The 23,133-nt window shown below is 44.9% G+C and carries 23 protein-coding genes; all 23 read left to right on the top strand.

Going from position 1 to position 23,133, the window contains the following annotated elements; translation table 11 throughout:
• Positions 1-32 precede the first annotated feature (32 nt).
• The 23 genes from fliE (at position 33) to L5L94_RS07610 (ending at position 23,120) form a co-directional block, all read left to right on the top strand.
• Positions 33-368 carry a flagellar hook-basal body complex protein FliE gene (gene fliE / locus L5L94_RS07500; RefSeq protein ID WP_028761191.1) on the top strand — a complete coding sequence of 112 codons (336 nt, stop codon included), beginning with the start codon at positions 33-35 and terminating at the stop codon, positions 366-368.
• A 45-nt stretch (positions 369-413) separates the two neighbouring features.
• Positions 414-2,102, top strand: coding sequence for a flagellar basal-body MS-ring/collar protein FliF (fliF, locus tag L5L94_RS07505; RefSeq protein ID WP_028761190.1), 1,689 nt, complete (start codon positions 414-416; stop codon positions 2,100-2,102).
• Complete coding sequence (gene fliG / locus L5L94_RS07510; RefSeq protein ID WP_028761189.1) at positions 2,095-3,147, top strand: flagellar motor switch protein FliG; 1,053 nt, start codon at positions 2,095-2,097, stop codon at positions 3,145-3,147. The genes fliF and fliG overlap by 8 nt, the downstream gene beginning before the upstream one ends.
• Entirely contained in the window at positions 3,134-4,129 is a 996-nt protein-coding gene (gene fliH, locus L5L94_RS07515; protein ID WP_263162250.1) for a flagellar assembly protein FliH, read from the top strand. The genes fliG and fliH overlap by 14 nt, the downstream gene beginning before the upstream one ends.
• A complete protein-coding gene (fliI, locus tag L5L94_RS07520; RefSeq protein WP_028761187.1) occupies positions 4,098-5,435 on the top strand; it encodes a flagellar protein export ATPase FliI in 1,338 nt (445 codons plus the stop codon). The genes fliH and fliI overlap by 32 nt, the downstream gene beginning before the upstream one ends.
• A 29-nt stretch (positions 5,436-5,464) precedes the next feature.
• Positions 5,465-5,911 (top strand): flagellar export protein FliJ, encoded by a 447-nt coding sequence (fliJ, locus tag L5L94_RS07525; protein ID WP_028761186.1) that lies wholly within the window; start codon positions 5,465-5,467, stop codon positions 5,909-5,911.
• A 242-nt stretch (positions 5,912-6,153) separates the two neighbouring features.
• Positions 6,154-7,743 carry a flagellar hook-length control protein FliK gene (locus L5L94_RS07530; RefSeq protein ID WP_263162253.1) on the top strand — a complete coding sequence of 530 codons (1,590 nt, stop codon included), beginning with the start codon at positions 6,154-6,156 and terminating at the stop codon, positions 7,741-7,743.
• A gap of 84 nt (positions 7,744-7,827) precedes the next feature.
• On the top strand, positions 7,828-8,355 hold the full coding sequence (gene fliL, locus L5L94_RS07535; RefSeq protein ID WP_263162256.1) for a flagellar basal body-associated protein FliL: 528 nt from the start codon (positions 7,828-7,830) through the stop codon (positions 8,353-8,355).
• A 39-nt stretch (positions 8,356-8,394) separates the two neighbouring features.
• Complete coding sequence (gene fliM, locus L5L94_RS07540) at positions 8,395-9,423, top strand: flagellar motor switch protein FliM (RefSeq protein ID WP_105251943.1); 1,029 nt, start codon at positions 8,395-8,397, stop codon at positions 9,421-9,423.
• An 11-nt stretch (positions 9,424-9,434) separates the two neighbouring features.
• Positions 9,435-9,815: a flagellar motor switch protein FliN gene (gene fliN / locus L5L94_RS07545; protein WP_028761182.1), complete on the top strand. Its 381-nt coding sequence runs from the start codon at positions 9,435-9,437 to the stop codon at positions 9,813-9,815.
• A 30-nt stretch (positions 9,816-9,845) separates the two neighbouring features.
• Complete coding sequence (gene fliO / locus L5L94_RS07550) at positions 9,846-10,274, top strand: flagellar biosynthetic protein FliO (RefSeq protein WP_105251944.1); 429 nt, start codon at positions 9,846-9,848, stop codon at positions 10,272-10,274.
• Positions 10,271-11,017 (top strand): flagellar type III secretion system pore protein FliP, encoded by a 747-nt coding sequence (gene fliP, locus L5L94_RS07555; RefSeq protein WP_028761180.1) that lies wholly within the window; start codon positions 10,271-10,273, stop codon positions 11,015-11,017. Before fliO ends, fliP begins: the two co-directional genes overlap by 4 nt.
• Before the next feature lie 18 nt (positions 11,018-11,035).
• Positions 11,036-11,305: a flagellar biosynthesis protein FliQ gene (gene fliQ, locus L5L94_RS07560; RefSeq protein ID WP_012587225.1), complete on the top strand. Its 270-nt coding sequence runs from the start codon at positions 11,036-11,038 to the stop codon at positions 11,303-11,305.
• Positions 11,306-11,309: 4 nt separating this feature from the next.
• Positions 11,310-12,107 carry a flagellar biosynthetic protein FliR gene (gene fliR / locus L5L94_RS07565; RefSeq protein ID WP_028761179.1) on the top strand — a complete coding sequence of 266 codons (798 nt, stop codon included), beginning with the start codon at positions 11,310-11,312 and terminating at the stop codon, positions 12,105-12,107.
• Between the two features lie 18 nt (positions 12,108-12,125).
• A complete protein-coding gene (gene flhB / locus L5L94_RS07570; RefSeq protein WP_131523091.1) occupies positions 12,126-13,256 on the top strand; it encodes a flagellar biosynthesis protein FlhB in 1,131 nt (376 codons plus the stop codon).
• Positions 13,257-13,439: 183 nt separating this feature from the next.
• On the top strand, positions 13,440-15,539 hold the full coding sequence (gene flhA / locus L5L94_RS07575) for a flagellar biosynthesis protein FlhA (protein WP_028761177.1): 2,100 nt from the start codon (positions 13,440-13,442) through the stop codon (positions 15,537-15,539).
• Positions 15,540-15,550: 11 nt separating this feature from the next.
• Positions 15,551-16,933 carry a flagellar biosynthesis protein FlhF gene (flhF, locus tag L5L94_RS07580; protein ID WP_113939473.1) on the top strand — a complete coding sequence of 461 codons (1,383 nt, stop codon included), beginning with the start codon at positions 15,551-15,553 and terminating at the stop codon, positions 16,931-16,933.
• Positions 16,934-16,937: 4 nt separating this feature from the next.
• Complete coding sequence (locus L5L94_RS07585; RefSeq protein WP_006082389.1) at positions 16,938-17,819, top strand: MinD/ParA family protein; 882 nt, start codon at positions 16,938-16,940, stop codon at positions 17,817-17,819.
• A complete protein-coding gene (locus L5L94_RS07590) occupies positions 17,812-18,525 on the top strand; it encodes an RNA polymerase sigma factor FliA (protein WP_028761175.1) in 714 nt (237 codons plus the stop codon). The genes L5L94_RS07585 and L5L94_RS07590 overlap by 8 nt, the downstream gene beginning before the upstream one ends.
• Before the next feature lie 47 nt (positions 18,526-18,572).
• Complete coding sequence (cheY, locus tag L5L94_RS07595) at positions 18,573-18,956, top strand: chemotaxis response regulator CheY (protein ID WP_007649667.1); 384 nt, start codon at positions 18,573-18,575, stop codon at positions 18,954-18,956.
• Between the two features lie 13 nt (positions 18,957-18,969).
• The gene (locus tag L5L94_RS07600) at positions 18,970-19,707 is read left to right on the top strand and encodes a protein phosphatase CheZ (protein WP_028761174.1); all 738 of its coding nucleotides are present in this window, start codon (positions 18,970-18,972) and stop codon (positions 19,705-19,707) included.
• 15 nt (positions 19,708-19,722) lie between these two features.
• Positions 19,723-21,972, top strand: a complete 2,250-nt coding sequence (locus L5L94_RS07605) for a chemotaxis protein CheA (RefSeq protein ID WP_263162258.1) — start codon at positions 19,723-19,725, stop codon at positions 21,970-21,972.
• Between the two features lie 20 nt (positions 21,973-21,992).
• Positions 21,993-23,120: a chemotaxis response regulator protein-glutamate methylesterase gene (locus L5L94_RS07610; RefSeq protein WP_263162261.1), complete on the top strand. Its 1,128-nt coding sequence runs from the start codon at positions 21,993-21,995 to the stop codon at positions 23,118-23,120.
• Positions 23,121-23,133 lie beyond the last annotated feature (13 nt).

Below are 23,133 nucleotides of genomic sequence, written 5' to 3' on the forward strand. Positions count from 1 at the left end.
ATCGTCAAGAATTCGACGACTGGGAGCTCAGCATGCAAATAGGCGCAAATTCATTCCTGCAGGAAATGCAGAAACTCCAAGGCGAAATAACGCCGTCGTTTGGCGTTCAGCCAAATATCATGCAGCAAGTGAATAACACCAGTGGTGCAGACTTCGGTCAGTTGCTATCGCAAGCCGTAGGCAATGTCAGCGGCTTACAGTCCGCATCGTCAAACCTCGCGACACGTTTAGAGATGGGTGATACTACCGTTTCTTTATCGGACACTGTGATTGCCCGTGAGAAAGCGAGTGTTGCTTTCGAGGCGACAGTGCAAGTGCGTAATAAGCTTGTCGAAGCCTACAAAGAAATAATGAGCATGCCTGTCTAGGCCAGTGAATAACCCAATTAGCAGGTACGAATCGTGAGTACAGAAATGATTGTCGGATCCAATTCCGGTTTAGCTGACCAAGGTGTCCAGCAAGAACATAAGTCAGGAATGATGGGAAATCTTGGCGGTGTCGATATGATGCGCCAAGTGACTATGATTTTAGCCTTAGCGATTTGTTTAGCCTTGGCGGTATTTGTCATGCTGTGGGCGCAGGAGCCAGAGTATCGTCCATTGGGTAAAATGGAAACTCAGGAAATGGTTCAAGTGCTAGATGTACTTGATAAAAATAAAGTTAAGTACCAAATCGACGTGGACGTTATTAAAGTTCCTGAAGATAAATATCAAGAAGTCAAAATGATGTTGAGTCGTGCAGGTATCGACAGTCCTGCGGCCAACCAAGATTTTTTGAATAAAGACAGTGGCTTTGGTGTCAGCCAACGCATGGAACAGGCTCGTCTTAAGCATAGCCAAGAAGAAAACCTCGCCCGTGCGATAGAGCAACTACAAAGTGTCAGCCGTGCCAAAGTCATTCTTGCGTTACCTAAAGAAAACGTCTTCGCCCGCAATGCCTCTAAACCGAGTGCAACTGTGGTGATCAATACCCGTCGCGGTGGCTTAGGCCAAGGTGAAGTCGATGCTATCGTCGATATTGTTGCTTCTGCAGTACAAGGTTTAGAACCATCAAGGGTGACGGTAACAGACTCTAACGGCCGTTTATTGAACTCTGGCAGCCAAGATGGCGCCTCTGCAACGGCTCGACGTGAACTTGAATTAGTACAGCAAAAAGAAGCTGAATATCGCACTAAGATTGAATCGATTCTGGTGCCAATTTTAGGTCCTGATAATTTTACCTCTCAAGTCGACGTCAGTATGGATTTTACTGCGGTTGAGCAAACATCAAAGCGTTTTAACCCTGATTTACCGGCACTGCGCAGTGAAATGACAGTTGAAAATAACACCACTGGCGGCTCTTCTGGTGGGATCCCTGGCGCGTTATCCAATCAACCGCCAATGGAGTCTAATATTCCAGAAGATGCAACAAAAGCGGCAGAATCAGCAACGGCTGCAGCAGGTAATTCGCACCGCGAAGCGACCCGTAACTTTGAATTAGATACCACCATTAGCCATACCCGCCAGCAAGTTGGTGCAGTGCGCCGTATTAGTGTGTCAGTCGCGGTGGACTTTAAACCTGGTGCCGCTGGAGAAAATGGTCAAGTAGCCCGTGTTGCCCGTACCGAACAAGAACTGACCAATATCCGTCGTTTGCTTGAAGGCGCGGTTGGTTTTAGCTCACAACGGGGTGATGTGCTGGAAGTGGTAACTGTTCCCTTTATGGATCAATTGGTTGAAGATTTACCCGCACCTGAACTTTGGGAGCAACCTTGGTTTTGGCGTGCGATTAAGCTTGGTATTGGTGCGCTAGTGATTTTGGTGCTGATTTTAGCTGTGGTACGTCCTATGCTGAAACGCTTAATCTATCCTGACAGTGTGAATATGCCTGAGGATGGCAGATTAGGTAATGAATTAGCAGAAATTGAGGACCAATATGCGGCTGATACGCTAGGGATGCTCAATACTCAAGAGGCGGAATACAGTTATGCTGACGATGGCTCAATTCATATCCCTAATCTTCACAAAGATGATGATATGATTAAAGCTATCCGTGCGCTCGTGGCGAATGAGCCTGAGCTCTCTACTCAAGTCGTGAAAAACTGGTTACAAGACAATGGCTGAGAATAAAACGAAAGAAGTGGCTCCTGCGGCCGCACCTGCCTTTAATATCAAAGATATTAGTGGCGTTGAAAAGACCGCTATTTTACTCCTCAGTTTGAGTGAGGCTGATGCTGCATCCATTTTAAAACACTTAGAGCCGAAGCAAGTGCAAAAAGTGGGTATGGCCATGGCGGCAATGGATGAGTTTGGTCAGGAAAAAGTTATCGGGGTACATAAGCTGTTTCTTGATGATATTCAAAAGTATTCTTCAATTGGTTTCAACAGCGAAGAGTTCGTCCGTAAAGCCTTAACCGCCGCGCTGGGTGAAGATAAAGCGGGTAATCTGATTGAACAGATTATCATGGGCAGTGGCGCTAAAGGTTTGGACTCGTTGAAGTGGATGGATGCGCGCCAAGTGGCGACCATTATTCAAAACGAACATCCACAGATCCAAACCATTGTTTTGTCTTATCTAGAACCCGATCAAGCGGCGGAAATTTTTGGTCAATTCCCTGAGAATACCCGCTTAGACTTGATGATGCGTATTGCAAATCTTGAAGAAGTGCAGCCTGCAGCACTGCAAGAGTTGAACGACATCATGGAGAAACAGTTTGCCGGTCAAGGTGGCGCCCAGGCCGCAAAAATGGGTGGCTTAAAAGCGGCCGCCAACATAATGAACTACTTAGATACGGGTATCGAAAGTCAGTTGATGGAAACCATGCGCGAGTCTGATGAAGAAATGGCGCAGCAAATCCAAGATTTGATGTTTGTATTTGAAAACTTAATCGATGTCGATGACCGCGGTATTCAAGCCCTGTTGCGTGAAGTGCAGCAAGATGTACTGATGAAGGCGCTCAAAGGCACTGATGATCAACTGAAAGAAAAAATCTTGGGTAACATGTCAAAACGTGCCGCTGAATTGTTGCGTGATGACCTTGAAGCCATGGGCCCAATCCGTATCAGTGAAGTGGAAGTCGCACAAAAAGAAATCCTGTCTATTGCTCGTCGCTTAAGTGACAGCGGCGAAATCATGTTAGGCGGCGGTGGTGGCGATGAGTTCCTCTAATCCGAGCGACAATAAATTGTTGAATAAGGTCTTGAGCGAAGGAGATGTCGAATTTAGTCACTGGGCGCTGCCAGATGTGACTGAAGCCGATGATGATTCTATCTCAAATCTGTTCGGCCATTCTAATCATCAAGCCACTAAGTCGACTACTGTGGAAAGTGTTTCTCCACCGACTATGGCTGAGATTGAAGACATTCGCGCCCAAGCCGAAGAAGAAGGCTTTAGCGAAGGTAAGCTGCAAGGGTATGAGCAAGGGCTAGAAAAAGGACGTTTAGAAGGGTTAGAGCAGGGCCATACTGAAGGGCTCGCCCAAGGGCATGAGCAAGGATTAGAAACCGGTTTAGCCCAAGCAAAAATATTGCTCTCGCGTTTTGAAACCTTATTAGCCCAATTTGAAAAACCATTGCAATTGCTCGATGGCGATATTGAACTTTCGCTACTGAACCTGAGTATGACATTAGCGAAATCTGTCATTGGCCACGAATTAAAAACTCATCCTGAACAAGTGCTTTCGGCATTGCGCTTAGGTATAGAATCGCTGCCGATAAAAGAGCAAACGGTCACAATCCGCTTGCATCCTGACGATGTTATTTTAGTCGAACAACTTTATTCCAGCGCTCAATTGACCCGCAGTAAGTGGGAACTTGAAGTTGACCCTTCCTTAAGCCCTGGTGACTGTATTCTCAGTAGTCATCGTTCTTTAGTCGATTTGACCCTCGCATCGCGTATTGATGCTGTGTTTGAGTCCTTACGGAACCAACATGCTCACTTAAGTGATAAGCAGCGTCAACTGCAAGAGGCGATAGAGGTTGAAGATACCGCAAAACACGTTGCGGCTTCTGAGGCTGTGGGAACAGAGCTTGATGATCAGGTTGTCGATACGGTTTCTCAACATGCTGAGGATATACAATCTGCCTCAAACACAGGTGAGCAATTAGAGGCAAAATCAGATGCAAAATCGGCAACATCAACTGCTGAATAGGCTTAATCATCATCAGGGTAAGGTGCCGCCATTTCGCGCAGTGGCCAGTGGTCAACTGGTGCGTGTTGTTGGCTTAACGTTAGAAGCAAGCGGTTGCCGTGCGCCTGTGGGCAGCTTATGTTCGATTGAAACCATGGCGGGCGAGTTAATCGCCGAGGTGGTCGGGTTTGATGGCGAACTATTATATTTAATGCCCATTGAAGAATTACGTGGTGTATTGCCCGGTGCGCGGGTTGTGCCTTTGGGGGAACAAACTGGACTCAATGTTGGTTTATCCCTGCTAGGACGCGTACTCGATGGTAACGGCGTGCCTTTAGATGGTTTAGGCGCGTTGCAAACCGACCAACAAGCGCCAAGACATAGCGCTGCCATTAATCCTTTATCTCGCCGTGCCATTACTGAACCGCTGGACGTTGGCGTTCGCGCTATCAACGCTATGCTGACCGTGGGCAAAGGCCAACGTATGGGCTTGTTTGCGGGCTCAGGTGTCGGTAAGAGTGTGCTCTTAGGTATGATGACTCGCGGTACTACCGCCGACATTATTGTGGTTGGGCTAGTGGGTGAGCGTGGCCGGGAAGTGAAAGAGTTTATTGAGGAAATTCTTGGTGAGAAAGGTCGAGCGCGTTCAGTCGTCGTTGCTGCGCCTGCGGATACATCGCCTCTGATGCGCCTTCGCGCCTGTGAAACCTCTACTCGTATTGCCGAATACTTCCGCGATTTAGGCTATAACGTTTTATTGCTTATGGACAGTTTAACGCGCTACGCCCAAGCGCAGCGTGAAATTGCTTTGGCTGTGGGTGAACCGCCTGCGACTAAAGGTTATCCGCCTTCTGTATTTGCAAAATTGCCACGTTTAGTTGAGCGCGCCGGAAATGGTGGCCCTGGGCAAGGTTCAATTACGGCATTTTATACTGTGTTGACGGAAGGAGACGATCAACAGGATCCCATTGCCGATGCTTCGCGGGCGATCCTTGATGGTCACATTGTCTTGTCACGTTCGCTTGCGGATTCGGGGCACTATCCTGCGATTGATATTGAAGCTTCTATTAGCCGAGTCGCGCCTATGGTGATTTCCAATGAACATTTGGAGGCGATGCGCCGCGTGAAACAAACCTATTCTTTGTATCAGCAAAATCGAGATTTGATTTCTATTGGGGCCTATGCCCAAGGAAGCGATCCGCGCATTGATAATGCGATACGACTGCAGCCAGCAATGAATGCTTTTTTGCGACAAACCATGCGTGATGCATTTAGCTTTGCCGATAGCCAAGTCATGCTTGGGCAACTTGCTGCACAGTGCAAATAATGGCGTCATCGAATTAATCGAGGTCTAGTATGGCTAACGCCGATCCCTTGTTGTTAGTGTTAAAGCTTGCTAATGATGCCGAAGAACAAGCGGCTTTATTGTTAAAATCGGCGCAGTTAGAGTGTCAAAAACGGTTGAATCAACTCAGTGCTCTGAATAACTATCGCTTAGAATACATGAAGCAAATGCAATCCCAGCAAGGTCAAGCCATCAGTGCTAGTCACTATCACCAGTTTCACCGTTTTATTCGTCAGATCGATGACGCAATTATCCAGCAAAATCGCGTCGTAGCCGACGGTGAAAAGCAAAAAGAATATCGACAACAACATTGGTTGGAAAAGCAAAAAAAACGTAAGGCAGTAGAATTACTCTTAGCCAGTAAAGAGAAGAAGCGTCAAGTGGTTGAACAAAAAAGGGAGCAAAAAATGACCGATGAATTTGCTTCCCAGCAATTTTATCGCCGTCATCAACGTTAGTGAAATGATAGGCATATTTACTGCTCGCTAGCCGGATAGGCTCTTTAGTTTTTTTGTATTGATGGCATAAGCATCAATTTGACACCTCCCAGAGTTAATTCTTTTCGATATGCTGTCGTAAAACCTGATGTGTTGGCATCTTATTTGCTTTGATTTAGTCCATGACCCTGCAACCGCAGTGTTTAATTGACGTTTCTACCTAGCCATTTTCTTTTTTTGCTGGGTGATGTTTGGGAGCACTTATGCAACAAATGACCAATATCCTGTTAAGTAAAACAGGCAACTCTGCGGCCAATTCCGCTAAGACATCTTCCCAAGAGTCTAATAATGAAGACTTTTCATCTACACTTGCGTCAGTCACCGCTAGCTCATTTTCTATTTCTGCGTCTAAAAAAACCATTGCTAACATTGATGATACTGTGCAGGTTACCTCTGCTGATAAAGTAAAAGATGACGATATATCAACTGATGACGCCGACGTAAATCTCATTTTTGCCCAAATTAGCATGGCAAATGATATGAAGAAAACGGCATCAGATGGAGATAGTTTGCCGCTAGCATTTTTAAATGCTGAAGAAGATATAACTGGTGAAGAAAATATTGATACTTCATCAGCTTTATTAACCGGCTCAGCATTGGCATCTACTGTTTCTGCTGAGATTGAACTGGCATCAGATATAGATGAAGCGGGTTTTTCTGCTGAATTACAAAAGTTAGTTTCTACTAGCCCAGATATGGCAGCAATTTTAATCGTAGATGATGTGAAACCATCATCTTTGACTGATAAGTCACTCGTACAAATTCTCCCCATAGACCCAAATATACTTGAAGTGTCAGCGGATAGTGATGCTGTGATTGATCCAAATTTGACCGATGACGCTTCAGAATTACCTTTAGAAGACACTGAGCTTGTCTCTGCCACTGAAGTCGGGGTGAGTATAGATGAGTCTTTAGTTGAGAATGAGGTCACACTTAATGCTGTGATTAATCAAGCGGGCTTAGCGAACAGTGCAACGATAAAGTCGGCAACCAACACTGCGGCAAAAGCAACGACTAGTAGCTCGACAGTGAATAGTCCCAATACGGCTAATATCGCGACCTCGGGAAATACTTTCGACCTGAATACCTTAGGCTCTTCAACTTCATCTGAACCATTAGATACAACATCTGTAACAGAAAGTGATCTTGATGGGAGTCCCAATTCCGATTTGGCTGCTAACCTATTACTGAAAGATGCTAAATTAACGGTTGCGATGGATATTCCCAGAGACGAAAGTTTTATGGATGATAGTAATACTTTCTCAGAACTTAAGTCGACATCATCCATACAGACACTCTCGATGTCACAATTAAATCGCCAAGAAACCATGCAAGTTCAGCTGTCATTGCGTCAAGGAGTAGAACAGCAAAACCAAATGCAGGAGATGATCCAACGATTTTCACCTGTGATGAAGCAGCAATTGATTACTATGGTGAGTCAAGGCATCCAACATGCGGAAATCCGGCTCGATCCACCTGAACTTGGACATATGTTGGTAAAAATCCAAGTGCATGGCGACCAAACCCAAGTACAGTTTCATGTTACTCAGCCGCAAACGCGCGATCTGGTTGAACAAGCTATGCCAAGATTACGTGAGTTATTGCAAGAGCAAGGGATGCAGTTGGCTGACAGCCATGTTTCTCAAGGCGATCAAGGTGAGCGTCGGGAAGGTAGTTTCGGTGATGGCGGCAGTTCAAATGCGGCTGATATGGATGAAATCTCGGCAGAAGAGTTACATTTAGGTTTAAATCAAGCGATTAGTGTAACTTCAGGTATAGATTATTACGCTTAAGCAGGTAACCTATAGCAATGACTGACATAATTACGTTTCAAATAAAACAGTAATGAGTTTCCGCCTAAATTAAAGAGAATAGTGATGGCTAAGGAAGAATCGTTAGAACTTGAAAGTACTGCAGAGCCTAAGAGTAAGAAGAAACTATTTATTTTTGCTGGTGTGGGCGTTTTAGTCGCGCTGTTAATCGGTGGCGGTGTCTGGTTCTTTATGGGAAGCAGTACCGAAGAGGTTCCCGCCGTAGCAGCAGATAGTGCTGTTCAGGCTGAAGTACCAGCATCAGGAGAAGTAGCTACCGCATCATACGTGCCTATGCCACGTCCTTTCTTATTCAACTTACCTGGGCCTGATAGGGCTCGTTTAGTTGAGATTAAAGTGCAGCTGATGGTGCGTGGTACCGATGATGATGTGCTAACACAAAAACATATTCCGCTGATTGAAGATGCGCTTTTAACGACCTTTAGTGGTGCAGATGTGCAAAAGCTCAGCACGCAAGCGGGGAAAGATGAGTTACGGCAGTTAGCACTTTTGAGTGTGCAAAATACTCTACAGTCAGTAACTGGGCGTAAGGTTGTCGAGAAAGTACTATTTACCGGTTTTGTAATGCAATAATCCTTTAACTTCAGCACCAAAAGAGGCGAAGGCAATATAGTGAGTGATTTATTAAGCCAAGACGAAATTGATGCGCTATTGCACGGGGTTGATGACGTTGATGATGACGAAATTGACGCTGTTGGAGAAGATGCCCGTTCCTACGATTTCTCTTCCCAAGATCGAATAGTTCGTGGGCGTATGCCGACGCTGGAAATCGTGAATGAGCGTTTTGCGCGCCATTTGCGCATCAGCATGTTTAATATGATGCGCCGAGCGGCCGAAGTGTCGATCAACGGTGTACAGATGCTCAAGTTTGGTGAGTACGTACATACGCTTTTTGTTCCTACTAGCTTGAATATGGTGCGTTTTAGCCCACTCAAAGGCACTGCATTGATCACCATGGAAGCGCGACTGGTATTTATCCTAGTGGATAACTTCTTTGGTGGCGATGGGCGTTTCCATGCCAAGATTGAAGGGCGAGAATTTACGCCGACAGAAAGACGAATCGTACAGTTACTGCTTAAGATTATATTTGAAGATTATAAAGATGCTTGGGCGCCCGTAATGGATGTTGAGTTTGATTATTTGGACTCTGAAGTCAACCCCGCCATGGCGAACATTGTTAGTCCTACCGAAGTTGTGGTGATTAATTCATTCCATATTGAAGTCGATGGAGGCGGTGGTGATTTTCACATCACTATGCCTTACTCCATGATTGAACCTATCCGAGAGTTACTCGATGCGGGTGTGCAAAGTGACAAGCAAGATACTGATATGCGTTGGTCACAGGCATTGCACGATGAAATCATGGATGTGAAGGTTGGGTTCGATGCCAATATTGTTGAACATGAATTAACGCTCAAAGAGGTCATGAATTTTAAAGCGGGCGATATTATTCCGATTGAGTTACCCGAGTTTATCATGATGAAAATCGAGGATTTACCGACATATCGTTGTAAAATGGGCCGTTCTAGAGATAACCTAGCGCTTAAAATATGTGAGAAAATCCCTCGGCCAGAGACAGTTAAATCTGAGCTGCAATTGGTGACGCGTAAGGGTAAATCTCGTGATATATCAGAATTATAAGGTGAAGTAAGATGAGCACAGACGATACGGATGATTGGGCTGCAGCAATGGCAGAACAAGCGTTAGAAGAAGCCAACGCAATTGAACTCGATGAGTTGGTTGATGATTCAAGACCTATTTCTAAGGCTGAAGCGGCTAAGTTAGATACAATTTTAGATATTCCTGTCACCATTTCGATGGAAGTGGGCCGTAGCTATATTAGTATTCGAAACTTATTACAACTTAACCAAGGTTCTGTGGTTGAGTTAGATCGAGTCGCAGGTGAACCGTTAGATGTGATGGTCAATGGCACGCTTATCGCTCACGGTGAAGTGGTGGTGGTAAACGATAAATTCGGTATTCGCTTAACGGATGTGATCAGTCAAACTGAGCGAATTAAAAAGCTTAAATAATTCGAGATGTAAAAGTCATTGGAACTTTAAATGAGCACATCGGTAATACAGAGTTTAGTGGTAGCGGTTCAAGCGAGCGCCGATAGCCTCGGTGGGGAAGGCGCAGCGAATATTGCTTCAATAGCGCCTGCTGCTACAAAAATGGCAGAACCTTCTCAAGTTGCGACCTTAGCAAGTATGTTAGGTGGCTTGATTCTGGTTTTATTATTAATTTTCGCGTTAGCTTATTTACTGAGAAGGTTTAATTTAGTCCCCACGACCAATGGCGTACTAAAGACCATTGCTGTGACTTCCCTCGGTCAAAAAGAGCGTTTAGTCTTGGTTCAGGTGGGCGAACAGCAATATTTGCTTGGGGTTAGCTCGCAGCAGGTGAGTTTGATTGATAAGTTAGCTGAACCTATCCATCTAGAAGCTGATTCGTTTGCGAGTCGATTACGCCAGGCGAAGTTAAAACAATGACAACACGTATCCTCGCGTTAGTTGGGTTAGTTATGCTGCTATTGATGCCGTCAGCATGGGCCGCAGATGGCGTCTTACCTGCTGTAACAGTAACAACGGCGCCAGACGGCTCAACGGAATATTCGGTCACAATGCAGATTTTACTGCTGATGACATCGCTGAGTTTTTTACCTGCGATGCTCATCATGTTGACCTCTTTCACGCGGATTATCATTGTCCTGTCGATATTACGCCAAGCCATTGGATTACAACAGACTCCATCTAATCAAGTCTTAATTGGCATGAGTTTGTTCATGACTTTTTTTATCATGGCACCGGTATTCGACCGGATTTATGATGAAGGGGTGAAGCCTTATATCGATGAGCAATTAACCTTGCAGCAAGCGTTTGATAAAGGGAAAGAGCCGCTGAGAGGCTTTATGTTGGGCCAAGTAAGAACGACGGATTTAAAGACCTTTATTGAGATTTCTGGCTATAAGGATATTAAGTCTCCCGAAGAAGCACCCATGAGTGTGTTAGTGCCCGCTTTCATTACCAGTGAGTTAAAAACCGCATTTCAGATTGGCTTTATGCTATTTGTGCCTTTTTTAGTACTCGATTTAGTGGTGGCGAGTATCTTGATGGCTATGGGTATGATGATGTTATCTCCCATGATAGTGTCGCTGCCGTTTAAGATCATGTTGTTTGTGCTCGTAGATGGTTGGAGCTTAGTCCTCGGGACATTAGCGAATAGTTTCGGATAGCCAAGGGAGAGTAAACACATGAGTCCTGAGGCGCTAATTGATATTTTTCGTGAAGCTCTCGCTGTTATCGTCATGATGGTGTCTGCTATTGTGTTGCCTGGGCTGGGAATTGGGTTAATCGTTGCGGTGTTTCAAGCGGCGACTTCTATTAACGAGCAGACCTTAAGTTTCCTTCCGCGTTTGTTAGTGACACTTTTTGGCCTAATGTTTATGGGACATTGGTTAGTTGAAACCCTGATGGACTTTTTCATCGAGATGGTGAATCGCATTCCTCAAGTGATAGGCTAACGCGATGGAGCTGCTGCTCGATACCTTAATGCAAACCATTGCCGCTTATATTTGGCCATTGTTTCGCGTCGCGAGCATGTTGATGGTCATGGTAGTATTTGGGGCGGCAACGACACCAACACGAGTTCGCTTATTATTGGCGATGGCAATTACCTTTGCGATAGCACCCGTTCTTCCTCCAACTCAAAATGTGGATTTATTTTCGTTAAGCGCAGTGTTCATCACGGCGCAGCAAATTATTATCGGTGTTGCCATGGGATTTGTGACTCAAATGGTGATGCAAGTCTTTGTGCTCACCGGACAGATCATTGGTATGCAGACCAGTTTAGGCTTTGCCTCTATGGTTGATCCCGGTTCTGGCCAACAAACACCCGTTATTGGTAACTTTTTTCTTTTATTGGCGACATTGATTTTCTTAGCTGTGGACGGCCATCTTTTGATGATCCGTATGCTAGTGGCAAGCTTTGAAACTTTGCCGATTTCTAATCAAGGCTTAACACTGACAAGTTATCGATCGCTGGCTGATTGGGGGTCGTATATGTTTGGTGCGGCACTCACTATGTCGATATCTGCGATTATCGCCTTGTTATTAGTCAACTTGTCCTTCGGGGTCATGACCCGTGCCGCGCCGCAATTGAATATTTTCTCTATTGGTTTTCCGATCACTATGATTGGTGGACTGTTTATTCTGTGGTTAACCCTAACACCGGTAATGGCACACTTCGATGAAGTATGGTCGACGGCTCAAGTGCTGCTTTGCGATATGTTAGCGCTTCAATGTAACGCTGATGGCTTGATATGATGGGATTAGGAGAAGCCCATGGCTGAAGAATCAAGTGGCGAACGTACAGAGGAACCCACGGGGAGACGTCTAGAACAGGCACGGGAAAAAGGACAGATTGCACGTTCGAAAGAACTCGGGACTGCAGCGGTATTGATTTCGGCGGCATGTGGGTTTTATATGCTAGGCCCAAGTTTGGCCATTAGCTTAACTCGGGTGTTTGAAATTGTATTTACCATGGATAGGGCGCAAATTTTTGATACTAATGAAATGTTCAACGTGTGGGGTGTTGTTGCGAGTGAAATAGCCTGGCCCATGGCTAAAATTATGCTACTGATTGTGGTGGTTGCGTTTATCGGTAACGTCTCTCTTGGTGGGATCAATTTTTCGACCCAAGCTATGATGCCAAAAGCCAGTAAAATGAGTCCCCTTGCTGGTTTTAAACGTATGTTTGGCGTACAGGCTCTGGTTGAACTCACCAAAGGCATTGCAAAATTTTCTGTAGTAGCGTTTTCTGCTTATTTTTTATTAAGCTTCTATTTCAATGACATCATGTTGCTGTCTAGCGACCATCTTCCTGGTAATGTTTACCATGCATTAGATTTGTTGGTTTGGATGTTTATCCTGTTATGTTCCTCGATTTTGTTTATTGTCGTCATCGATGTGCCGTTCCAAATTTGGAATCACAACAAGCAACTTAAGATGACCAAACAAGAAGTAAAAGATGAATATAAAGACACTGAGGGTAAACCTGAGGTGAAAGGGCATATACGGCAGATGCAACGTGAACTAGCACAAAGGCGTATGATGGCTGAAGTGCCAAATGCCGATGTGATTGTCGTTAACCCTGAGCATTTTGCCGTTGCGATTAAATACGATGTGCAGCGCTCTGCAGCTCCCTTTGTGATAGCGAAAGGTGTTGATGATGTGGCCTTTAAAATACGTGAGATTGCCCGCGCGCACAATATTGCGATTGTCTCGGCCCCACCACTTGCAAGGGCGATTTACCATACGACTAAGTTAGACCAGCAGATCCCTGAAGGTTTGTTTACTGCTGTCGCACAGATTTTGGCTTATGTATTCCAGCTGCGCCAATATCAAAAAGGACGCGGTCGTAAACCTATTCCAGTCCCACTTAATCAACCTATACCAGATGAATTGAAATATTGAACCACTAGTCTCAGATGGTAGTCATTGGTAAAGCTGATGATGTCAAGTTCATTTGTTTTTTTATGGCTAATTTTATGTATATCAATCAGTCACAGTACATATCTTTCCTTCATTAATGGCTTTAATCTTGTTGGCGCGTTTTTTGCTTCATGCTATTACACGTCAAAGTTTAGGTTATAGCGAATGGATGTTAAAGCGACTCTTGGTCAAGTAAAACAAATTAGGCTCAGCACTTTTAAAGGCATTGGCACGCCGGTGGTTGTGCTTGCTGCATTGGCCATGATTGTTTTACCTATCCCTCCATTTCTATTAGACATACTCTTTTCATTCAACATTGCGTTAGCTCTCATCGTATTACTGGTGGCCATTTATACAGATAGACCCTTAGATTTTGCTGCCTTCCCAACTGTGTTACTGGTGGCGACATTATTACGTCTTGCGCTCAACGTTGCCTCTACTCGTGTGGTTTTACTTGAGGGTCATAATGGCGGTGATGCCGCGGGTAAGGTGATTGAAGCCTTCGGTTCTGTGGTGATCGGTGGTAACTATGCCGTTGGTCTAGTGGTATTTATCATTTTGATTATCATCAACTTTGCGGTGGTGACTAAAGGTGCTGGTCGTATCGCAGAAGTCAGTGCCCGCTTTACCTTGGATGCTATGCCTGGTAAGCAAATGGCAATCGATGCTGACTTAAATGCTGGAACCTTAAACCAAGATCAAGCGAGAATACGCCGTGCCGAAGTGACCCGTGAAGCCGATTTCTATGGTGCGATGGACGGTGCGTCCAAATTCGTTAAAGGGGATGCGATTGCCGGTATCATGATCTTAGTGATCAACATCGTAGGTGGTTTCATCATAGGGATTGTGCAGCATGGCTTAAGTTTCTCTGAAGCGGTTGAAATTTATACCTTACTGACTATCGGTGATGGTTTAGTGGCGCAGATCCCTGGTCTATTATTGTCAATCGCCGCAGCCTTGATGGTGACTCGTCAAAACGAGTCAGGTGATATGGGCCAAATGATGATGAGTCAGATGTTTGACAGTCATAAGTCATTGGGTATCGCCGCCGGAGTCCTGTTTGTAATGGGTATTGTTCCTGGTATGCCGCACATGGCGTTTTTAAGCTTTGCCTTTATGACTGCTGGTGCAGCTTATTTTGTTTATAAACGAAATGAAAACAAACGTCTTAAAGCGCTAGAACAAGTGAAATCGGGTCCAATAGAAAGACAAGATAAAGAGCCTAAAGAGCTAGGTTGGGACGATGTACATCATGTGGATACTATTGGTCTTGAGGTTGGATATCGTTTGATCCCTCTGGTAGACAAGGGCCAAGGTGGCGAGTTACTAAGCCGCATTAAAGGCGTGCGTAAAAAGTTGTCTCAGGAATTAGGATTCTTAGTGCCCGCGGTGCATATTCGCGATAACTTAGATTTATCACCTAATGCGTATCGCATTTCATTAATGGGCGTCGTCGTCGGAGAGGCAGATATTCGTCATGATTGCGAATTGGCGATCAACCCTGGTCAAGTCTATGGCAAACTCGATGGTATCGAAACGCGCGATCCCGCCTTTGGCCTGGAAGCGGTATGGATCGCCCCTGAGTTACGTGAGCACGCACAAACACTAGGTTATACCGTCGTCGATGCTGCGACGGTTGTTGCAACTCATATTAGTCAATTACTCACAAATAATGCTGCTAAGTTGTTAGGTTACGAAGAAGTGCAACAACTGATGGATATGCTTGCGAAACACTCACCTAAGCTGGTTGATGGCTTTATTCCAGATATCATGCCACTAGGACATGTCGTAAAAGTGATGCAGAACCTATTAAATGAAGGGGTTTCAGTTAGAGACTTGCGTACTATAGTGCAAACTTTGTTAGAATATGGCACTAAGAGCAATGACACTGAAGTCTTGACTGCCGCTGTACGTATCGCTTTGAAACGTATGATAGTTCAGGAAATCTCAGGCCCAGAGCTCGAAATCCCCGTCATTACTTTGGCGCCAGAGTTGGAACAGATGTTGCATCAGTCAATGCAAGCAACCGGTGGTGATGGTCCTAATATTGAACCCGGTCTTGCAGAACGCATGCAGCAGTCCCTTGCCGATGCGGCTCAGAAGCAAGAAATGGTCGGACAACCCGCCATATTGTTGACGTCAGGTATGTTACGCGCGACGCTGTCACGCTTTGTTAAACATACTATTCCTAATCTCAGAGTCATTTCATATCAAGAAATACCTGATGAGAAGCAAATACGTATCGTATCTGCAGTCGGCCAGTAGAGGACGCATAAGTGAAGATTAAACGATTTTTTGCCAAAGACATGCGCGCCGCACTGGCCCAAGTGAAAGAAACACTCGGCTCAGATGCCGTCATTATGTCAAATAAAAAAGTGAACGGTGGCATCGAAATTGTCGCTGCCGTTGACTATGACGAACCTAAAGCGAAAACTGCAGCCACTGCGCCAGCACCGACCTTTATGGACGTGAGCGACGATCTCGTGTCCCTAGGTGCTAAGCAGCCAGTCCGTGTAGAAACTCGCGCTAAGCCAGCAGCACCTGCAGACTCATTACAAGCCTTACTTGAGAAGCAGCAAAGCCGTTTGAATCAACAAATGTCACATCAGCAAGTTGATGCCGAGTTACCTGCATGGGCTAAGGGCTTACAAGCCCCTACAGCTGTGAAACCAGAACGTCGTGAAGTGCCTTCCTCGTTTGATAAAAAGCCACAAACATCACAGAAACAAAGTGCTGATATTGAAGCTATGCGTGATGAATTAGCATCACTGCGTAATTTACTGACACATCAAGTATCCTCCTTGATGACGGAACATAAAAAACGCATCGATCCCGTCGGTGCTATGCTCGAAGCCAAATTGCTTGAGGCTGAATTCTCCCCTGCGGTTGCGAATAAATTAGCCGCGCTGAGCCAGCATTATACGCCGGCTGAATTAGTCAGAGCATTACCACAAAGTCTCGCTAATATGCTTGATAATCAGGGCGATGACATTGTTAAGCAGGGCGGAGTGGTTGCATTAGTTGGTCCTACTGGGGTTGGTAAAACAACGTCATTAGCTAAACTTGCTGCCCGTTTTGCGGCACATCATGGTGCTGAACATGTTGCTTTAATTACCACAGATCATTATCGCATCGGAGCCTATGAGCAATTAGCAACTTATGGCAAAATAATGGGCTGCCCAGTAAAGCAAGCTCATGATCTAAATGAATTAGAGCAAATTCTCTATCAGTTTAGGAATCGCAAGCTAGTATTGATAGATACGGCTGGCATGGGACAGCGAGATATGCGCCTTTACCAGCAACTTGATAATTTAACTGCAAATAGCAGGATACCTATCCGCAGTTATCTGGTACTGTCTGCGACAGGGCAGCGCCGTGTGCTGCAAGATGCAGTCAATCATTTTAAACGCATTCCCCTATCTGGTGTCGTTCTCACAAAACTCGATGAATCTGTGTCGTTAGCAGGGGCATTAAGTGTGTTGATCCAAAACGGATTACCATTAAGTTATATTACTGATGGACAAAGAGTTCCTGAAGATATGAAAGTTGCGGATACCCTAGATTTAGCCCAGCAGGCACTCGCAGCGTTAGATAGTACAGAACAACAATCATTACAAGACACAGCGTGGTCAGATAATATGGCCTGTGCATTTGAGTAGATTTATGACCCTGGATCAAGCAAGTGGTTTACGTATGATGAATCAACCCTATAACGAAAAAGTGAAAGTAATCGCGGTCACTGGTGGTAAAGGAGGCGTGGGTAAAACCAGCGTTTCTATTAATACTGCTGTGGCATTAGCCGAAAAAGGCAAGCGTGTCTTGGTACTTGACGCTGACCTTGGCTTAGCAAACGTCGACGTCATGCTGGGTATTCGTGCCGAGCGTAACCTCTCCCATGTTCTCTCTGGTGATGCAGAGCTTGACGATATTATCGTTCGTGGTCCAAAGGGGATAGGCATAGTACCAGCCACCTCTGGAACACAGGGGATGGTGGAATTAAGCCCGGCGCAACATGCTGGATTAATCCGTGCATTTAGTGAGATGCGGACTCAGTTTGATATTCTAGTCGTAGATACTGCTGCTGGGATCTCAGATATGGTGCTCAGTTTCTCACGTGCTTCGCAGGATGTGCTAGTCGTTGTTTGTGATGAACCCACTTCGATTACCGATGCCTACGCCCTGATTAAAATTCTCAGCCGTGAGCATGGCGTGTTCCGTTTTAAAATAGTTGCCAATATGGTGCGTAGTTTACGCGAAGGTATGGAATTATTTGCTAAACTCAGTAAAGTGACCGACAGATTTTTAGATGTTGCACTTGAATTAGTCGCCACGATTCCATTTGACGAAAACTTACGTAAATCTGTTCGTAAACAAAAATTGGTGGTTGAAGCTTATCCTAAATCACCAGCGGCAATTGCTTATCAAGGATTGGCAAATAAAATTTTGAGCTGGCCTGTGCCGCAGCAACCTGGTGGGCATTTGGAGTTTTTCGTTGAGCGTTTAGTACAACGACCAGATTTTCAAGAGGAAAAAACGAGTGAATAAAGCCGCTGCGTATACTTGTTTAGACAATAAATCGTCGATCGTTGAACAGTATGCTCCGTTGGTTAAAAGAATTGCGCATCATTTACTCGCCAGACTACCTGCATCTGTGCAGTTAGATGATTTACTCCAAGCTGGGATGATGGGGTTACTAGAAGCATCATCCAAGTTTGATGGTGGCAAGGGTGCGAAATTTGAAACCTTCGCCGGCATACGCATACGTGGAGCCATGTTAGATGAAATTCGTCGTGGCGACTGGGTCCCTCGTTCCGTTCATCGTAACAATCGTAAGGTTGCACACGCTATTGATGAGTTAGAGCAAGAACTGGGCCGTGATGCACGCGACACAGAAATTGCAGAAAAACTTGATATGACGCTCGATGAGTACCATCATATTCTTAACGATGTTTCTGTCGGAAAAATCATAGGGATAGAAGATTTAGGCGTATCTCAGGATATACTTACAGTGAGTGATCGGTCCGATGATGATTCATTTGAAGCATTAGCTGAGAACCAATTTCATTCTGCTCTGGTTGAGGCAATTAAATTATTGCCTGAAAGAGATGCATTAGTGTTATCCCTGTACTACGATGAAGCATTGAATTTAAAAGAGATTGGCGCCATTCTTGAAGTCAGTGAATCGCGGGTTAGCCAGATATTAAGTCAGGCAATGTTGCGATTGAAAGCTAAACTCAAGCACTGGACATAAGTATAATTATTAATCGAGCACAGAATGTCAGCTCACCGGAGGAAACCTTGGACAAGAATATGAAGATTCTCATTGTTGACGATTTTTCGACAATGAGGCGTATCATCAAGAACTTGTTGCGAGACTTGGGGTTTAATAACACCCAAGAAGCAGACGATGGCTCAACAGCCCTGCCGATGTTGCAAAAGGGGGATTTTGATTTTGTTGTTACAGATTGGAATATGCCTGGTATGCAAGGAATCGATCTGTTAAAAGCAATTCGCGCTGATGATTCGCTAAAGCATTTACCCGTATTAATGGTAACTGCTGAAGCAAAACGTGAACAGATTATTGCTGCCGCTCAAGCGGGAGTGAATGGTTATGTGGTTAAGCCTTTTACCGCTGCAACGCTGAAAGAGAAGTTAGATAAAATATTCGAACGACTCGCTTGAGCAAGGATGAGCTATGAAGTCACAAACATCAGGGCTCATCACGCTCGAGCAAGCTCAGCATTTAGTTGAATTATTAAGTGCAGGTGAGCAAAGTCAGGCAGATGATTTATTTCGGGAGCTTGCTGCTCCACTGCAACGAGAATTATTCGAAGAAGTAGGTAAATTAACTCGGCAACTTCATAGTGCGCTGATGGATTTTCAAGTTGATAATCGTCTTGCTGAATTAGCCAATACAGAGATCCCCGATGCCAAGCAACGTTTAAATTACGTTATTGACATGACCGAACAAGCTGCAAATAAAACCATGGATGCGGTTGAAGAATGTTTACCTTTGGCTAATGCCGTGACCGTAAATATTCAAAATGTCATGCCATCTTGGGACAGATTAATGCGACGCGAGATAGCGCTGACTGAATTTAAGGGCCTTTGTCACGATGTACAAGACCTTATGTCTCGTAGTGCAAATGACTCGACTCGATTACGTGAATTGCTTAATCAAATTTTGATGGCGCAAGATTTTCAAGACTTAACAGGACAAATAATACGTCGTGTTATTGATCTAGTAATGGAAGTAGAAAGTAATCTGGTTTCTATGCTGACGGTATTTGGTGAGCAACCTATGATTGAAAGTCAGATTGCTCAGAAAAATAATATTGAAGCAGAAGGCCCGATAATGAATGCCGAGCTTCGTCAAGATGTGGTAACGGGTCAAGACGAAGTGGATGATCTTCTATCGAGTCTGGGTTTCTAACTGGGAGTCAATTTGATGGCCTTTGATGTAGATGAAGAGATACTCCAGGACTTTTTAATCGAAGCCGGTGAAATTTTAGAGCTTCTGCAAGAGCAACTCGTTGCGCTTGAAAATAATCCTGATGATACTAACTTGCTGAACGCCATTTTCCGTGGTTTTCATACCGTTAAAGGTGGTGCTGGCTTTCTTAGCTTAACTCCCATGGTTGATGTTTGTCATGAGGCTGAGAATACCTTCGATTTATTGCGGACAGGCAAGCGTAGCGTTAACGCAGAGTTGATGGATATTATTTTGCAGGCTGTTGATGCAATTAATACCATGTTTGCGCAAACCCAGCAGGGCGAGCAACAAGATCCCGCCGATTCAAGTTTGTTAGCGAGACTTAAAATGCTCAGTTCAGGTGCGCCTTTGCCATCTGAAGTCGCTTCTGCCAAGGTTGCAGAGCCAGAACCTGTTGTTGAAGTCATTATTGATACTCCTACCCCTCAAGAAATCCCTGCTGATATAAGTGATAACTCATCTTCCATTGAAAATACGTCTTCAAGTATCGATGATATCAATGATGCTGAATTTGAAGCTTTATTGGATGCGCTTCATGGTTCAGGAAAGGGACCTGCGGTCGCTGCTACCACATTTGTATCTGAACCAGTTGCTGCAAAGCCTGCTGCACCAATTAAAACACCTTCAACATCAGGTGATGACATCACTGATGATGAGTTCGAGGCGTTACTGGATGAACTTCATGGCTCAGGTAAATTTAAAGCTGAGGCTGAAGTGCCTGTTAAGCCTAAGGTTGTGGCAACACCTGCGCCTCAACCGATTGTAGATGCTGATGAAATTACCGATGATGAGTTTGAACGATTACTCGATGAACTCCATGGGAAAGGCGGAGCACCTGCGAAAGCCGAAGTTAAAACGCCTACGACACCCATTTCGACTGTAGCACCTACTGCTGCACCACATGCTCCTGCGCCAGTTAAAGCCGCAGTACCAGCTCCTGCTCCAGTCGTTGCTGCAAAACCTAAGGTGGAAATTGCGGTTGTCGATAAAGCACCTGCTAAGGCTAGCTCTGCGAATGTGCCTCAGGGTGAAACAACAGTACGTGTAGATACCGCACGACTCGACCAGATCATGAATATGGTGGGTGAGTTAGTGTTAGTGCGTAATCGATTGGTGAGCTTAGGCATCAGCCGTGATGATGAGGAGATGTCGAAAGCTCTCGCGAACTTAGATCTCGTTACTGCCGATTTGCAAGGCGCTGTGATGAAAACCCGTATGCAACCGATCAAGAAAGTGTTTGGTCGTTTCCCTCGGGTGGTACGTGATCTTGCTCGTACACTAAACAAAGAAATTGATTTGATCATGGTCGGTGAAGAAACTGACTTAGATAAAAACCTCGTTGAAGCGCTTGCCGATCCACTCGTCCACTTAGTGCGTAACTCTGTGGACCATGGTATCGAGATGCCAAATGAGCGTGAAGCTAGTGGTAAGCCAAGAACGGGAACGATTACCTTATCTGCAAGTCAGGAAGGCGACCATATACTGCTGAAAATCGAAGACGATGGCGCAGGCATGGATCCTGAAAAACTCAAAAAAATTGCCATAAACCGTGGTGTGCTCGATGAAGATTCTGCTTCGCGGATGACAGACAGCGAAGCCTATAATTTGATTTTTGCACCAGGTTTTTCAACTAAAGTTGAGATTTCAGATATTTCAGGCCGTGGTGTTGGGATGGACGTGGTAAAAACTCGTATCACCCAGCTGAATGGCACTGTACATATTGATTCCATGAAAGGTAAGGGAACGATACTTGAGATTAAAGTACCGCTAACACTGGCGATTATGCCAACCTTAATGGTCGATGTCGCTAAACAAGTGTTCGCATTACCTCTATCTAGCGTGAATGAGATTTTCCATCTCGATCTCACAAAAACCAATATTGTTGATGGGCAATTGACTGTCATAGTGCGTAATAAGGCCGTACCTTTGTTCTATTTGGAACACTGGCTACATAGAAACAAAACGACCTTTAAACATGGCGATAAAAAGCATGGTCATGTGGTTATCGTGCAATTAGGCATGATGCAAATTGGTTTTGTAGTGGATGCCTTAATAGGACAAGAAGAGGTCGTTATTAAGCCTCTTGGCGCTATGTTACATGGCACACCTGGGATGGCTGGTGCGACAATTACATCGGATGGTGGTATTGCACTGATCTTAGATGTTCCTGGATTGCTAAAGCATTATGCGAAAAGTAAGAATTAGTTTCCAAGCTAAGGAATGGAATGGCCATTAAAGTATTAGTCGTTGATGACTCAAGTTTTTTCAGACGACGTGTTAGTGAAATAGTCAATCAAGATCCTGAACTGGAAGTTATCGCGACGGCCTCAAATGGGGCCGAAGCGGTGAAGTTGGCTGCTGAGCTTAATCCCCAAGTTATCACTATGGATATTGAGATGCCTGTCATGGATGGTATTACTGCTGTTCGTGAAATCATGGCTAAGTGTCCGACTCCGATCTTGATGTTTTCTTCTTTAACCCATGATGGCGCTAAAGCAACGTTAGACGCTTTAGATGCTGGTGCATTAGATTTTCTACCTAAACGTTTTGAAGATATTGCGACCAACAAAGATGATGCCATTTTATTGTTGCAACAAAGAGTTAAGGCATTGGGACGACGCAGAATGTTTCGTCCGATTGCACGTCCTGTGGTTGCGCCAACACCTAGTGTGCGTCCAACAGGTAGCGTTTTAGGTACAACGAGTATATCGGCTCATACGCCTGTCGCAGCTCCTGTTAGAACGTCAATGGCAACGACGATTCGTGCAAGTGGTAAGCAGTATAAATTATTGCTGATCGGTACATCTACTGGTGGTCCGGTTGCGCTGCAAAAAATACTCACGCAGTTTCCGGCAAACTATCCGCATCCCATTTTATTAATCCAGCATATGCCTGCTGCCTTTACCCCTGCATTTGCGAGTCGTTTAAATGGCTTATGTAAGATTGAAGTAAAAGAGGCCGCTAATGGCGATCTTCTTAAACCGGGTTGTGCATATTTAGCGCCGGGTGGTATGCAAATGATGGTTGAACGTACTGGAGCAAGTGGCCGATTAAAAGTTATCGCAGGCAGTGCTGATATGAATTATAAGCCCTGTGTGGATATCACCTTTGCTTCTGCTTCTAAAGCCTTTAGTGGTGATGTGCTTGCTGTTGTATTAACTGGCATGGGGGCGGATGGCAGAGAAGGCGCACGTATGTTGAAAGCTGTAGGCGCTACCATTTGGGCGCAAGATGAAGCCAGTTGTGTGGTTTATGGTATGCCACAAGCCGTTGCGAGTGCAGGGATTGCCACCCAGTCGATAGCCTTAGACAACATGGCCGAATGTATTTTAAAAGAGTCTGTTCGTGTCTAAAAATCAATATCCG

It is taken from the genome of Shewanella sp. SM21, assembly GCF_025654335.1.
Taxonomy (GTDB): domain Bacteria; phylum Pseudomonadota; class Gammaproteobacteria; order Enterobacterales; family Shewanellaceae; genus Shewanella; species Shewanella oncorhynchi.